The sequence below is a fragment of the Micromonospora aridisoli genome (assembly GCF_056150025.1).
Map to the genome: position 1 here is coordinate 451,462 of NZ_JAXCFK010000001.1, position 13,351 is coordinate 464,812.

Annotated in this window: 12 protein-coding genes; 4 read left to right on the forward strand and 8 right to left on the reverse strand. The window is 73.2% G+C overall.

Features of this window, described 5'->3' with window-relative positions:
• The first annotated feature begins 1 nt into the window (after position 1).
• Together SM447_RS02045 and SM447_RS02050 are read left to right on the forward strand one after the other, a co-directional pair.
• Positions 2 to 769, forward strand: coding sequence for a 3-oxoacyl-ACP reductase (locus SM447_RS02045; protein ID WP_474570973.1), 768 nt, complete (start codon positions 2 to 4; stop codon positions 767 to 769).
• Positions 770 to 943: 174 nt separating this feature from the next.
• Positions 944 to 4,714, forward strand: coding sequence for a SpoIIE family protein phosphatase (locus tag SM447_RS02050; RefSeq protein ID WP_474570974.1), 3,771 nt, complete (start codon positions 944 to 946; stop codon positions 4,712 to 4,714).
• On the opposite strand, the gene SM447_RS02055 is transcribed toward SM447_RS02050, so the two are convergent.
• Positions 4,690 to 5,004, reverse strand: a complete 315-nt coding sequence (locus SM447_RS02055; protein WP_474570975.1) for an STAS domain-containing protein — start codon at positions 5,002 to 5,004, stop codon at positions 4,690 to 4,692. The genes SM447_RS02050 and SM447_RS02055 overlap by 25 nt on opposite strands.
• Before the next feature lie 94 nt (positions 5,005 to 5,098).
• On the opposite strand from SM447_RS02055, the gene map reads away from it, so the two are divergent.
• Complete coding sequence (map, locus tag SM447_RS02060; protein ID WP_474570976.1) at positions 5,099 to 5,956, forward strand: type I methionyl aminopeptidase; 858 nt, start codon at positions 5,099 to 5,101, stop codon at positions 5,954 to 5,956.
• Entirely contained in the window at positions 5,953 to 6,669 is a 717-nt protein-coding gene (locus SM447_RS02065) for a VIT1/CCC1 transporter family protein (RefSeq protein WP_474570977.1), read from the forward strand. Before map ends, SM447_RS02065 begins: the two co-directional genes overlap by 4 nt.
• Before the next feature lie 65 nt (positions 6,670 to 6,734).
• On the opposite strand, the gene SM447_RS02070 is transcribed toward SM447_RS02065, so the two are convergent.
• The 7 genes from SM447_RS02070 to SM447_RS02100 form a co-directional block, all read right to left on the reverse strand.
• Complete coding sequence (locus SM447_RS02070; RefSeq protein WP_474570978.1) at positions 6,735 to 7,454, reverse strand: nucleotidyltransferase domain-containing protein; 720 nt, start codon at positions 7,452 to 7,454, stop codon at positions 6,735 to 6,737.
• 124 nt (positions 7,455 to 7,578) lie between these two features.
• Positions 7,579 to 8,049 carry a nitroreductase/quinone reductase family protein gene (locus SM447_RS02075; RefSeq protein WP_474570979.1) on the reverse strand — a complete coding sequence of 157 codons (471 nt, stop codon included), beginning with the start codon at positions 8,047 to 8,049 and terminating at the stop codon, positions 7,579 to 7,581.
• Positions 8,050 to 8,077: 28 nt separating this feature from the next.
• A complete protein-coding gene (locus tag SM447_RS02080; RefSeq protein ID WP_474570980.1) occupies positions 8,078 to 10,804 on the reverse strand; it encodes an FtsX-like permease family protein in 2,727 nt (908 codons plus the stop codon).
• Positions 10,801 to 11,514 carry an ABC transporter ATP-binding protein gene (locus SM447_RS02085; RefSeq protein ID WP_474571239.1) on the reverse strand — a complete coding sequence of 238 codons (714 nt, stop codon included), beginning with the start codon at positions 11,512 to 11,514 and terminating at the stop codon, positions 10,801 to 10,803. The genes SM447_RS02080 and SM447_RS02085 overlap by 4 nt, the downstream gene beginning before the upstream one ends.
• 101 nt (positions 11,515 to 11,615) lie before the next feature.
• The gene (locus tag SM447_RS02090) at positions 11,616 to 12,197 is read right to left on the reverse strand and encodes a PadR family transcriptional regulator (RefSeq protein ID WP_474570981.1); all 582 of its coding nucleotides are present in this window, start codon (positions 12,195 to 12,197) and stop codon (positions 11,616 to 11,618) included.
• Positions 12,198 to 12,273: 76 nt separating this feature from the next.
• Positions 12,274 to 12,705, reverse strand: a complete 432-nt coding sequence (locus SM447_RS02095; RefSeq protein WP_474570982.1) for a ferritin-like domain-containing protein — start codon at positions 12,703 to 12,705, stop codon at positions 12,274 to 12,276.
• A gap of 76 nt (positions 12,706 to 12,781) precedes the next feature.
• On the reverse strand, positions 12,782 to 13,285 hold the full coding sequence (locus tag SM447_RS02100) for a hypothetical protein (RefSeq protein ID WP_474570983.1): 504 nt from the start codon (positions 13,283 to 13,285) through the stop codon (positions 12,782 to 12,784).
• Between the last annotated feature and the right edge of the window lie 66 nt (positions 13,286 to 13,351).

The following is a 13,351-nucleotide window of genomic DNA, read 5'->3' on the forward strand; positions in this document are numbered from 1 at the left end:
CATGCGGGGACGGTTGCGGGACCGGGTCGCCGTGGTGACCGGGGCGGCCAGCGGTATCGGGCTGGCCACCGTGCGGCGGTTCGCCGCCGAGGGCGCCCGGGTGGTCTGCGTCGACCTCGACTCCGAGGCCGGCCAGCGGGCCGCCGACGAGGTGGGCGGCAGCTTCGTGGCGGCCGACGTGGCCGACGAGGCGGCGGTACGCGACCTCTTCGACGGGGTGGTCGAGCGGTACGGACGGGTGGATGTCGCGTTCAACAACGCCGGCATCTCCCCGCCGGACGACGACTCCATCCTGGAGACCGGGCTGGACGTCTGGGAGCGGGTGCTGCGGATCAACACCACCAGCGTCTACCTCTGCTGCAAGCACGTCATCCCGCACATGCGCCGCCAGGGTCGGGGGTCCATCATCAACACCGCCTCCTTCGTGGCGTTGATGGGCGCGGCGACCTCCCAGATCGCCTACACGGCGAGCAAGGGCGGAGTGCTGGCGCTCACCCGGGAGCTGGGCGTTCAGTTCGCCCGGGACGGCATCCGGATCAACGCCCTCTGCCCGGGGCCGGTGGCCACGCCGCTGCTGCGTGAGCTGTTCGCGGCCGATCCGGAACGTGCCGCCCGCCGGCTGGTGCACGTGCCGATGGGGCGGTTCGGCGAGCCGAGCGAGATCGCCGCCGCGGTGGCCTTCCTGGCCAGCGACGACGCTTCCTTCATGACCGCCGCCCAGTTCGTGGTCGACGGCGGCATCACCGGAGCGTACGTCACCCCGCTGTGATCTCGGTTACACGGAACGTGAGTCGCGGGCGGTCGGTCAGGGGGCGACCGGTGCCCGGGTTGCGCTGAACAGCGTCCGGTCGTTCGTATGCGTTACGTTGCTGATCCGCCTGGGTAGAAGGCGGGACAGGGCAACGAATGATCGGGTACGGCGCGGACAAGGCCGGGAGGCTGCATGAACTCGGCCCAGGGGGGCGTGGATGGGAGCCAACCGTCCGCGACGGATGTCGGGGCGTCCCCGCTGCTCGCGGCGGCGTTCGCGGGTGGCGGTGAGATGGGCGCGTTGCTGCGCGACCGGGACTGGTCGGCCAGCCCCCTGGGCCCTCCGGAGCGCTGGTCCGCCTCCCTCGGCAACGCCATCAGCACGATGCTCGCCTCGAAGGCGCAGATCGTCGTCTTCTGGGGCGAGGACCTGCGGGCCTTCTACAACGACGCCTACCGGCCGACCATCGGCGACAAGCATCCCGCCGTGCTGGGCGAGCCCGCGCGGGAGCACTGGGCGGAGACCTGGGACGTGCTGGGGCCCCTGCTGGCCGGCGTGCTGCGTGATGGTGAGGCGTACCAGGCCCGCGACCACCACTTCCTGCTCAACCGGCACGGCTTCGTGGAGGATGTCTACTTCGACGTCTCGTACGACCCGATCCGCGACGCGAGCGGGGCGATCAACGGGGTGCTCTGTATCTGCAGCGAGACCACCGGTCGGGTGCTCGGCGAACGTCGACTGCGTGCCCTGGCCGGCCTCGGTTCGGAGCTGGCCGACTCGGCCAGCAGCGAGGAACTCGGCCGGGTCGCCGCGGCCGTGCTCGACCAGCATCGGGCCGACGTGCCATTCGCGCTGCTCTACCTGCGCGACGACGACGGGCAGCTGCGCCTGACCGGGGTCAGCGGTGGGCACACTCCCACCGTCGACCCGTCCGCCCGGGTCATCGAGGTGGCTGAGACCGGCGTCGACAGGGTGATCGCCGCCGCCGACCTGCTCGGGCAGGTACCGGCCGACGCCGCGGATGAGGCGATGGTGCTGCCGATCAGCGCCACCAACGACCCGGCCGGAGTGCTGGTGCTGGGTGTGGCCCGGCGCCTGCCGCTCACCGACGACTACCGCACGTTCTTCGAGCTGGTCGCCGCGCAGATCTCCCGGGCGGTCGGCAAGCAGCGGGCGTACGAGCAGGAGCGGGCCCGCGCCGCGGAGCTGGCCGCCCTGGACCTGGCCAAGACCAACTTCTTCGCCAACGTGAGTCACGAGTTCCGCACCCCCTTGACCCTGGTGCTGGGCCCGTTGGAGGACCTGCTCGCCGCCCCGGCGCTGCCCGAGGACTACACGCAGCGGCTGACCGTGATGCATCGCAACGCGTTGCGGCTGTTGAAGCTGGTCAACACGGTGCTCGACTTCTCCCGGCTCGAGTCCGGGCGGCTGGTGGCCCACTACGAGCCGATTGACCTGGCCGACTACACCTCGCGGGTGGCCAGCACGTTCCGCTCCGCCAGCGAGCGCGCCGGGCTGCGGCTGGTGGTGGACTGTCCGCCGTTGCCGGAGCCGGTCTTCGTCGATCCGGACATGTGGGAGAAGATCGTCCTCAATCTGCTCTCCAACGCCTTGAAGTTCACCTTCGACGGAGAGATCACCATCCGGATGCGTGCCGTCGGTGGCGCCGCCCGGATGGAGGTCTCCGACACCGGCGTGGGCATCGACGCCCAGCAACTGCCGCACGTGTTCGAGCGGTTCCACCGGGTGCCGGGGGTGCGGTCCCGTAGCCACGAGGGCACCGGCATCGGTCTGGCCCTGGTACGGGAACTGGTCGAGATGCACAGCGGGCGGGTCAGCGCCACGAGTCAGGTGGATGTCGGCAGCACCTTCGTGGTCACCATTCCGTTCGGGGCCGGGCACCTGCCGGCCGAACGGCTGGCCGACGCCGACCGCGCCGAGCGTGAACCGCGGCAGGCCCCGCTCTTCGTCGCCGAGACCGCGCAGTGGACCGCCGGCACCGTCGTGGCACCGTCCCGCCCGGTGGCGGCCACCGGCTCGACCTCGCCGAACGCCACCGGCTTGACGGAGCGGACGCCCCGGCTCCTCGTTGCCGCGTCCGCTGGTCGCGTCCTGGTCGTCGACGACAACCCCGACCTGCGCGAACACGTCACCCGGCTGCTCGTGCCCACCTGGGAGGTGAGCACCGCGGCCGACGGGGTCGAGGCGCTCCGGCTCGCCACCGAAGAGGTCTTCGACCTGGTGCTGACCGACGTGATGATGCCGCGCCTGGACGGGTTCGGACTGGTCGCCGCGCTGCGCGCGGACCCCCGCACCCGGTACGTGCCGATCGTGCTGCTCTCCGCCCGTGCCGGGTCGGCCGAGGAGGTCGCCGGGCTGTCGGTGGGCGCCGACGACTACCTGACCAAGCCCTTCTCCGGGCAGGAGTTGATCGCCCGGGTCCGCGCCAACATGGCCCTCGGTCAGCTACGGAACCAGATCATCCGCCGGTTGCGTGCCCTCGCGGACGCGGCGGTCGCGGTCAACACCGCCCGCTCCACTGCGGACGTGCTCCAGGTCGCCGCCCGACACGCCCTGAGTCTCGCCGAGGCGGTCCGGGTGGTGGTCTCCGCCGGTGGGGCGCGCTACGAGGCGGACGCGGGCGGGGTCAGCAGCGTCGAACCCTCCTTCGTGCTGCCGTTGACCGGGGTGGCCGACCAGCCGCTCGGCGAGCTGCGGGTGTGGCATCCGGCCGCCGAGAGTGCCGACGCCGACGAGGCGGCGCTGACCCAGCTCGCCCGACTGGTCGGCGTACGCATGGAGAACGCCCAGCTCTACGAGGCGGAGCACCGGATCGCCACCACCCTTCAGCACAGCCTGTTGCCCCGTACCCTGCCCCAGCTGCCCGGAGCCGTCGTGGCCAGCCGGTACCTGCCCGGCAGCGCGGACGTCGAGGTGGGTGGCGACTGGTACGACGTGGTGGCCCGGGACGACGACGAACTCGTGCTGGTCATCGGTGACGTGGTGGGCAAGGGGGTGCCGGCGGCGGCGGCCATGGGTCAGCTCCGCAACGCCCTGCGCGCGTACGTCCTGGAGGGGTTCGACCCCGGTGAGTCGCTGACCCGGCTCAACCGGTTGGTGGGCTCCACCGAGTCGCGCTCGTTCGCGACGGTCTTCTGCCTGTGGTTCAGCCCGCGGACGGGTCGGCTGCGCTATGCCAGCGCCGGTCACCCGTCGCCCCTGGTGATCCGGGGAGACGACGTGGCGTTCCTGCACGACCGGGCGCTCGGGCCGCCGGTCGGGGCCATCGCCGGCACCGAGTACGAGACGGTCTCCGGTGAGCTGAGCGCGGGCGACCGGCTGCTGCTCTACACCGACGGTCTGATCGAGGACCGGCAGGTCGGCATCGACGAGTCGCTGGGGCTGCTGCGCGCCGACGCGGCCCGGTCAGGGGAGCACGTGGCAGACCTGATCGACGCGGTGGTGGCGCGGGTCGCCGGTCGGCCCCGACGTGACGACGTCGCGGTACTCGCCCTGGAGGCGGTGGAACTCAACCGGTTCGAGCTGCGGCTGCCCGCCGATCCCACCCGCCTGAGCGTGCTACGCAAGCGGCTGGAGGACTTCCTCGTCGCGCACCGGGTGGGCGAGACGGACCTGTTCGACCTGACGGTGGCGGTCTCCGAGGCGGCGGCGAACGCCATCGAGCACCCGGTCGACCCGGTGGAGCCGGTGATCGAGGTCGAGGTGCGGGTCGAGGGCCGCACGGTGGTGGCGAGCGTCTGTGACAGCGGACGGTGGCGGGAATCGACCGGATCGGGTTTCCGGGGTCGCGGGCTGTCGCTGATCCGGGCGCTCGGTGAGCTGAGTGTCGAGCGCACCCCGGAAGGGACGCGGGTCACCCTGCGTCGGGAGCTGAGCGGGTCGTCGAGCGGGTCGGGCCGGCTGGACGATGCGGCGGGTCAGGCCGGGTGCAGCCAGGGCTGACGTCCCAGGCCGGCGATCTCCAGCACTCGGCTGACCTGCCGGGACGGCAGTACCGTCAACGCGTCCGGGTAGTGGTTGGCGAGTCGGACCACGGCGTGGATGGCCGCCGAGTCGAAGAAGGTCACCGCCCGCAGGTCGAGTGTCACCCGGGTGGCCGGCTCGCGTAGCACGGTCTGGAGCATGGTGTCGGCGGTCGCCATGTCGACCTCGCCGGTGACCACCACGTTCAGGTGATCACCATCGGTCTCCGCGCTGGCGGAGAAGATGGGAGGTGCGCCCCCTTGATCCACGCAGACACCTTGACACAGTGCCTGTGGTGGGGCAACAACCTCGCGGCACGGATGGTGGTGGGGGTCACCGGCCGGGCGGCGATACGCTTGTCCCATGACCGTCCGTGCGCCGCTGACCCCCGGCACGCTCTCCCCGTGGCGGCCGGTGCCCGCCCACATCGCCCGGCCCGAGTACGTCGGTAAGAAGGCCCCCCGGCCCTGGCAGGGGTCGCACGTGCAGACCCCGGAGACCATCGAGAAGATGCGTGTGGCGGGGCGGATCGCCGCGCAGGCGGTGCAGTTGGCGGGGGAGCACTGCAAGCCCGGCGTGACCACCGACGAGATCGACCGGGTGGTGCACGACTTCCTGATCGACAACGGGGCGTACCCGTCGACCCTGGGTTACAAGGGCTTCCCGAAGTCCTGCTGCACCAGCCTCAACGAGGTGATCTGCCACGGCATCCCCGACTCGACGGTGCTCGCGGACGGCGACATCATCAACGTCGACGTCACCGCGTACATCGGCGGGGTGCACGGCGACACCGACGCGACGTTCTGCGTCGGTGAGGTCGGCGAGGAGAACCGGCTGCTGGTCGAGCGGACCCACGAGGCGATGATGCGGGGCATCCGGGCGGTCGCCCCGGGCCGGCAGATCAACGTGATCGGTCGGGTCATCGAGTCGTACGCGAAGCGTTTCGGCTATGGCGTGGTCCGTGACTTCACCGGCCACGGCATCGGAGAGGCCTTCCACAGCGGGCTCTACGTGCCGCACTACGACAGCCCGCGCCCCACCGACGTGATGGAGCCGGGGATGACCTTCACCATCGAGCCGATGATCACACTCGGCACCTACCAGTACGACCTGTGGGACGACGGTTGGACGGTGGTCACCAAGGACCGCAAGTGGACCGCCCAGTTCGAGCACACCGTGCTGGTGACCGAGGACGGCCACGAGATCCTGACGCTGCCATGACCGAGACACCGGCGGCGCTGCACGAGCACCACCACGCCGACGTGTCCGGCGGCTGGCTGCGCCCTGCCGTGTTCGGTGCGATGGACGGCCTGGTCACCAACATCGCTCTGATCGCCGGTGTCGGCGGCGGCGGGGTCTCGCCGCACACCATCGTGCTCACCGGCACCGCCGGCCTGGTCGCCGGCGCCATCTCCATGGCGCTGGGCGAGTACACCAGCGTGCGGTCGGCCAACGAGCAGATCGCCGCGGAGGTGGCGAAGGAGCGGCGGGAGCTGGAGCGCCACCCGGAGGCCGAGGCCCGGGAGCTGGCCGACATCTGGATCGCCCGGGGCCTCCCGGCGGACCTCGCCGTGCAGGTCGCCGAGGCGGTACGCGACAACCCCGAGCAGGCGTTGCGCATGCACGTGCAGGAGGAACTGGGCGTCAACCCGGACGAGCAGCCCGACCCGTGGGCGGCGGCGCTCTCGTCGTTCCTCTGCTTCTCCGTCGGCGCGCTGGTGCCGCTGCTGCCGTACCTGTTCGGGGCGACCAGCCTGGCGCTGGCCCTGGCGGTCGGCGGGCTGGGGCTCTTCGTCGCCGGCGCGGTCGTGTCCCGGTTCACCAACCGCCGGTGGTGGTCCGGCGGCCTGCGCCAGCTGCTGCTCGGTGCTGCCGCCGCGGCGGCGACCTATCTGATCGGCACGCTGATCGGGGTGCAGGGCGGGCTCGGCTGAGAAGCGGTGCCGGATCGCCCCGTCGGCTCCGCCTCGTTCGCCCCGGATCGCCGACCGCCGCTGGCTCAGCCGTCGAGCAGGTCGTCGATGGTGCCGTCGACAGGGCGACCCCGAGCGGTGAGTTCCGCCGACTGGCCGGCCAGGACGGCGCCGACCTCGGTCATGTCCGCCCCGGCCAGCCCGGTGCGTCGCACGGCGTCGCCCGGATCCCGGAAGTAGGTGCGGCTGAGCAGCCCGCTGACCGTCGCCGCGGCGAGCCGGGCCTCGCCGAGCATCAGCAGGGCCTGGTCCGTCTCGTACCACTCGGCCAACCGGGCGGCGCGGGCGTGCGCGGCGCTGCCCCGGTACCAGGCCCGGCGGGCGGCCGAGGTGAACTCGGCCGGGCGGGCCCGGGCCAGCCGGCCGAGGTGCTCGTCGCGGAGGGTCGGCAGCCATCCGGTCGGGTCGTGCAGGGCCCGCGTGGTCACGTACCGGTCCGCGGTCAACGGCCATCGGGAGGTCAGCTGCCTGGCCTGACGCAGGCGTTCCTCGGCGGCGGTGACGGTCAGGTCGACCAGCACGCCGTCCACCCGGCGGGTCGCCGCCGGCGGCCCGGTGCCGGGCCGGTAGGTGACCACCAGCAGCCCGACCTCGCTGTCCCCGCCGCCGTCGTCGTCGCCGTGGGCCAACGGGCCGTGCACCGCGACCGCGAGCACGTCGGCCGGGAACCGTCGGCGGATGGCCGCGGCGACCCGCTCGGCCACGTTCCACCGCGGATCGTCCCGGTGTTCTTGGACACCGTCCACGCCGACCACCCCGCGATCGCGCCACCCACACCGTCGCCGACAGCGACGTCCCGGTCACCGCACACCGTAGCGCGTGTGTCGGCGCACGATGCTCAGGCGTGCGCCGGTCGCGTCGGTCCGGGCGCTACCGGTCGTCGGGCGCCAGGCGGAAGATCCGGATCTCCCGGTCACCGGCCCGCTGAACGTACGTCTCGTAGGCCGGCCACTCGTCGACCAGCAGCCGCCACAGTCGCTCGCGTTCGCTACCGTCGGCGACCTCGGCGCGGACCGGGATCCGGCGGCCCTTGACGTCCACCTCGGCGCGTGGCTCGGCGAGCAGGTTCAGCGACCACGCGGGCTGGTGGGCCTGGCCCCAGTTGGATCCGACCACGACGTACGCGTCACCGTCGGGCACGTAGAGCAACGGGTTGCTGCGGGGCCGACCGGACCTGCGACCGGTCGTGGTGATCACCAGGGACGGCACGAGCCCCAGCGCGACCACCCGGCCCCGGGTCAGTCGCCCGACGGCCCGGTCGACGGGCACGAGCAGCCGGATGGTGGCGCCGAACCATCGGTGGCGACCGAGCCGGCGGGTGAGGTTTCTCAGCACGGACACCGGCACAGTCTGGAGGGCGGGGTGGCGGTCAGTCCAGGCGGCGTTCCACCGGTAGTCGTGAGCGGGTGAACAGAGCCGCACCGACCATCGCCACCAGCGGTACCGCGACCAGCACGGCAATGGTCAGCCACGGCATCACCAGCGGGTACGGCGGTTCGATCGGCCAGGCGTCGGCGTAGCGTCGGTTGGTGAAGGCGAGCACGATCAGGGCCGAGGCGAGGCCGGCGACGATGCCCAGGGCGGAGCCGAGCACCGCGATCAGGCCGGCCTGGCAGAGCGACAGCAGACGGCGTACGCCCGGGCCGGCGCCGACCGCGGCGAGGGTGGACAGATCGGTCCGTCCCTCGGCGGCGGCCAGGCCGGTGGCGATGCCGGCGGCGCCGACGGTGACCGCCGCCGAGACCGCCGCCAGCAACAGCAGCAGCGGCCGGGTGCCGTCGTGGTCCCGCTCCTGCTCCAGGGCGACTCCTGCCGAGCCGAGTGGACGGAGCGCGGCGGCGAAATCGTCCTGCCGCTGTTGTTCCGGCGGTTGCTGGGCGTCCAACGCCCAGCCGATCTGCCGGGTGGCGAGCCCGAGCTTGTCGGCGGCGGCGGGGGAGAGCAGCAGCCAGTGCCCGCCGAGCGCGGTGTCCAGCACGTGCCCGGGCACCGTGGCGGTCTGTCCCGTCCGCGTCTCGTCGCCGTACTCAACCCGCAGATCCAGTCGGTTCTCGCGCAGGAAACGGGCGTCGGTGACCACCGCGCCACCGGAACGCAGCGTGGCGGTGGCGGCTGCGGCGTCGGGCGGGGCGACCCCGGTGAGCAGCGGCAACGCCGTCCCATCGTCCACGGCGACGCGCAGGTACGGACCGTAGTGGTCGTCGGCGGGGCCCTGACAGCGGTGGTCGGCGCGGGCCCGGAGCTGGTCGGCCGCACTGAGCGGTTCGTACGGCTGCCAGGGGCAGGCCCGCTCCCGGGGCATGGTCGCGGTGATGGTGCAGGTGTAGAAGTCCGGCGGGCAGCCCGCCTCCACCAGCGGGGCGATCGTGCCGGCGCCGAGCAGCTCCCGGGCGGGGCCGGCGATCTTGGCGAGGCTGGGTGGGGCGCTCGACGCGGGATCGCCGTTGGTGGTGACCAGGACGGTGTGTTCCGGAAGCATGGAGAGATTCCGCTGATCGGAGCGGGCCTCGTCGCTGGCCAGGAAGAGACCGAGGGCGACGCTGCCGGCGACCGCGGCCATCACGGCGGAGATGGCCGGGGCCGCCGACGCGCGGTTGCGGCTGGCGTCGCGGACCGCGATCCGAGGGGCCAGCGGGAGGATCCGACCGAGTCGGGCCAGCAGCCCGACCAGCGTCGGGGTGGCGAAGACCAGGCCGAGTTCGCCGAGGACCAGCCCGGCGAGAATGACCGCCTGGGAGGTGACGACGGCACCGAACGCGGCCACGACGGTGCCGCCGCCGGCCAGCAGGATGCCGATGGTGAGCCACCGGCGGCGGTTTGCCGGCGGGGTGCGGCGTCCGGCCAGTCCGGCCACCACGTCCTGTCGGGCGGCCGTCCACGCCGGTGCCAGCGCGGCCAGCACCCCGGCCAGCACCGCGACGAGCGCGATCACGACCAGCGCCTCGGGCCAGGCGCGGTAACCGCCGAAGCGGTGCTGGAAAATGAACTGCTCGACCAGCGGCCGGCCGGCGAACGCCGCGGCCACCCCGAGGGCGACACCGGTCGCGGCGCCGACGACGCCCAGCACGACCCCGTCGGCGAGTACCACCCGGCGCAGTTGCGCCGCGTCGCCGCCGGCCACCGCGACCAGTGCGAGTTCCCGACGGCGGCGGCGTACCCCGACGGCGAACGCGGGCCCCACCAGCAGCACCACCTCGAGCAGGCCCAGCCCGCCGATCAACACCCCGGCGCTGACGTCCTCCACGCTCATTCCGGAGAACGGCGAGTCGGTCGCCGGGTCGAGCGTCGCCGGTGGCGCGGCTGCCCGGGCTGCCACCACGACGCCGTTCTGGTTGAGATGCCGGAACAGTTCCTCGGTGACCGGGCCGGGCAGATCGGCCAGGAACAGACCTCCCGCCTCGGTCTCCGGCGGTGCCCCCGCCGGGTGAATGATGACCATCGGGGACAGGTGCTCAGGGAGTTCGGCCACCCCGACGACCGTCCAGCTGCGCGTGCCGTCCCCGGCGGCGACACGATCGCCGATGTCGACGCCGAGGCTGCGGCGGGCGGCCAGGTTCACCGCGATCTCCTCGGCGGTGGCCGGCGCCCGGCCCCGGTGGATCCGGGCGAGCCCGCGCCCGAGGGGATCGGTCAGGTCGATCGCGTTGGCGGTGATGTCGTCACGGACCCGCTCGCCGTGCCAGACGGTGAACGGCACCCAGCGGCGTACCGGCAGCACCCGGCTGCCGGCCGGAAGCAGCGCGGTGACCTGCTCCGGGGTGACCGGTCCCAGTGCCTTTCCGTCGTCCTCGACGGAGGACCAGCCGGTGCCGTCGGCATTTTGCTCGACCGGGGCGCGGCTGACCACCTGCAGCTCCGCGTCGGCGTCGCCGAGCCGCCGTTCCATCTGCTCGCTCGGGGTCAACCGGGACATGTCCACACTGACCGCGATGAAGCTCAGTGCCAGTACCGGCAGAATGATCATCGCCAGTACCAGTGCGGTCCGCCCGCGGGCCCGCTTCGCCTCGCGCCGGGCGATGCGCAGCGCCGCCCGCCACGATCCGAGCGTCTCCGCCAGCCGTGCGCCGCTGCTCAGCCCGGGTGGTCGGCCGCTCACCGGCCGCTGCCGCTGAGCAGGGCCTCGACGCCGGCCAACGGGGCGGTCGAGTCGACCGTCACGCCGTCGCGCAGGAAGACCACCCGGTCTGCCCAGGCGGCGTGGCGGGCCTCGTGGGTGACCAGCACCCCTGCGGCTCCGGCGTCGACCCGGCGGCGCAGCAGCCGCAGCACCGCCTCCCCGGTCTGCGAGTCCAGCGCGCCGGTCGGCTCGTCGGCCAGCACGAGACGCCGCTGCCCGACCAGTGCCCGGGCGATGGCGACGCGCTGCTGCTGGCCACCGGAGAGCTGGTCCGGAAACCGGTCGCCCAGCTCCGACAGGCCCACCTCGGTCAGGGCGTCGAGCGCCAGCCGACGAGCCGCGCGTACGCCGGTGCCGTCCAGTTCGAGGGGGAGGGCGACGTTCTCCGCGGCGGTCAGGCTGCCGATGAGGTTCAGGTTCTGGAAGATGTACCCGATGCGACGCCGTCGCAGCCGCGCCAGCCCGCGACGGTCCAGGGCGTGCAGCGGCTGCCCCTCCACGTGCACCTCTCCGGCGGTCGGGCTGTCCAGGCCGCCGGCCAGGGTGAGCAGGGTGGACTTGCCGGAGCCGGAGGGGCCCATCACGGCGACCAGCTCGCCGGGGTGCACGGCCAGGCTCACCCCGCGCAGGGCGTGCACCGCGGCCGGGCCGCTGCCGTGTGTGCGATGCACGTCACGCAGGTCGAGCACGGCCTCCCCGGCCGAGTCGGGGACGGCATTGTCGGAGGGCGCGGTGGAGCCGGACGCGGCCCGGGGATCGGGAGCGGCAGGCACCCGCCCACCCGCGGTGGTCACCGTCGTGCCTCCTCACCACTATGGCCCACCGCCTCGGAGAGGGGCGCTGGGCCGGGGGCCGGGGGGCGGTGCCGTACCAGGCTGGTCTCGCAGTGGTCGAGCCAGCGCACCTCGGCCTCGGCCTGGAAGACCATGGCGTCCAGCACCAGCCGCCACGGCAGGTCCTCCGGACTGTCACTGGAGTATTTCAGCCGGGTCAACTCCTGAAGGGTGCGCATGGTGGCGGTCCGTTGCGTCTGCACCACCGCGCGGACGTCCACGCCGGGGGTGGTCAACGCCAGCGCCAGCTTGATCGCCAACTCGTCGCGGGGCCGGTCGTTCCGGCTGATCGGGGTGGCGAACCACAGGGCCAGGTCCGCCCGCCCGGCGTCGGTGATCTCGTACGGCCGCTGGCCGGCCTCGCTCTCCGGCAGGGACCTCACCAGACCGTCCCGCTCCAGCCGGGACAGCGTGGTGTAGACCTGCCCGATGTTCAGCGGCCAGGTCGAGCCGGTCGACTCCTCGAAGGCGGCTCGCAACTGGTAGCCGTACATCTGCCCGCGTTCGAGCAGGGCGAGCAGGCCGTGGCGGATGGACATGGAACCGGAGTATGCATACCTGGTATGCCGACCGCAACCGGAACGGGTGTGACCTCGCCCGTCACCGGGCGCCGGTTCAGGCCGGGCGGCCCGGGAACGGCACGGTCAACGGGGTGATCCCGGCGCTGCGCCGCCACCGCGTCGCCCGCACCGCGTACTCGACCAGGGCCGCCAGGGCCCGGTCACGCTCGGTGCCGGTGCTGGCCGGCAGCGCCGCCCGCCAGAAGGCCGCGGTGCGCTCCTCGACCTGCACCGCGAGGCGCAACGCGCTGGCCCGGTCGGTCACCGGGAAGGGCAGGGCGTATCCGGCCCGATCCGGTGGGACGCTGCCGCCACCGGTGCTCAACTGCATCACCAGGGCGTCCCGGCGGGCCCGGTGGGCGGCTTCCGCCTCCACCGCGGCCTTGCGTTCGGTGCCGCTGAGTCGTACCCCGATGGGCCCGTACGCCCAGATCGCGGCGTATTCGGCGGTCAGGGCACCGGCGAGCGCTTCGGCCGACTCGCTCATCGCCCCACCTCGCTCCGCCCGGCGCCGTGACGAGGCGCCGCACTGAACCGGATGATCCGCTCGCCGCGCTCGTTCCTCATCGCAGCGCCTCCAGGTGGGTGGCCCGCGCGGCGGCGACGGACCCGAGCAGCGCGGTGCGTTCGGCCGGGGCCACGGCGCAGGCCCGGATCGCCGATTCCCGGCCAGCGCGCTCGGCCTTGCGCAGGGCGGCCAGCGCGGCCGAAGGGTCGGCCGGCGGCGAATCGGACGGGGAGGGCGCGGGCGTGCCGGAGGCGATGGCGGTGCCGGTGAGCCGGGCCAGTTCCGCGGCGTGCGCCTCGTGCGACTCGGCGAGTGGGACGAGCCGGGCGGCCAGGTCGGGGTGGGCGGAGGCGGCCGCCCGCAGCCCCGCCGCGAGCCGCAGCGACTCATCGAGCAGCGGGGCGAGCGGATCCGGCTGCGGCGGCGGTTCCTCGCGGTCGAGCAGACCACAGCCGGTCAGCGGCGCCACGGCCCCGCCGAGCGCCAGGAACGTGCCGACCCGCAGGACCGCGCGCCGGGAAAGCTCGGACGATACGTCCTGCCGAGTCGTTCTGCCCATCGCCACCGGACAAGTCAACACCATCGCCGCGACCCGTGTCCGGCGGTGGCGTCGGTGCGCCGCCCG